Here is a 607-nt window from a genome sequence, read left to right as displayed (position 1 = left end):
AATGTGAGTGTGGCAGAGCGGTCGAATGCAGGAGACTGTAAATCTCCCCGTAACAGCGCGGTGGTTCGAATCCATCCACTCACACCAAACACAGTAAGCGTTGCAGCCAGCTGTGTATAAAATGGGGTGACTCCACATCGGAAACGATGCCCCAACTTCCAGAAATGGTCGGGCGCAATGCCTGTAAAGTTCCAGGAGATCGAACCAGAAGGCACTGGTCGCCAGTTAACCAATCGGCGCTGAGAAGCGCGGGGAGTTGGGCTACGGCAGATCAAATGCTCAATCGGGTGTGAAGCCCGTCCAAATTGGAAGGTTGCCCGAGAGGTTTAAGGGACTCGACTGCTAATCGAGTGGGGCTTTTAGCCCCCGAAGGTTCGAATCCTTCACCTTCCGCCAAATTACGGGCGTGACTTCCTGAAGAGTTAGAAGATGTGCATGTCGACTCTCTCGTAATCGGGGTGTTTAGGAAGTTAAGAAATCGAGGCGAGGATAGTGAAATGCAAATAGCTTTCTCTACGTCGACGACTTCAGGTTCGACTCCTGACGCGCTCTCCCATAGGGCAGTACCAGTGCAAGTGTGTAGTCTTTCAACCATCCCATCGATGTG

The 607-nt window shown here is 52.2% G+C and carries 2 tRNA genes; both read left to right on the top strand.

Features of this window, described 5'->3' with window-relative positions:
- Positions 1 to 3 precede the first annotated feature (3 nt).
- Positions 4 to 87: transfer RNA gene (locus G3A47_RS23020), tRNA-Tyr, on the top strand.
- A gap of 220 nt (positions 88 to 307) precedes the next feature.
- Positions 308 to 396: transfer RNA gene (locus G3A47_RS23015), tRNA-Ser, on the top strand.
- Positions 397 to 607 lie beyond the last annotated feature (211 nt).

The organism is Flavobacterium poyangense (assembly GCF_011751075.1).
GTDB lineage: Bacteria > Bacteroidota > Bacteroidia > Flavobacteriales > Flavobacteriaceae > Flavobacterium > Flavobacterium poyangense.
The sequence above is the reverse complement of the archived record's forward strand: the minus strand, read 5'-3'. Positions and strand labels throughout refer to the sequence as shown.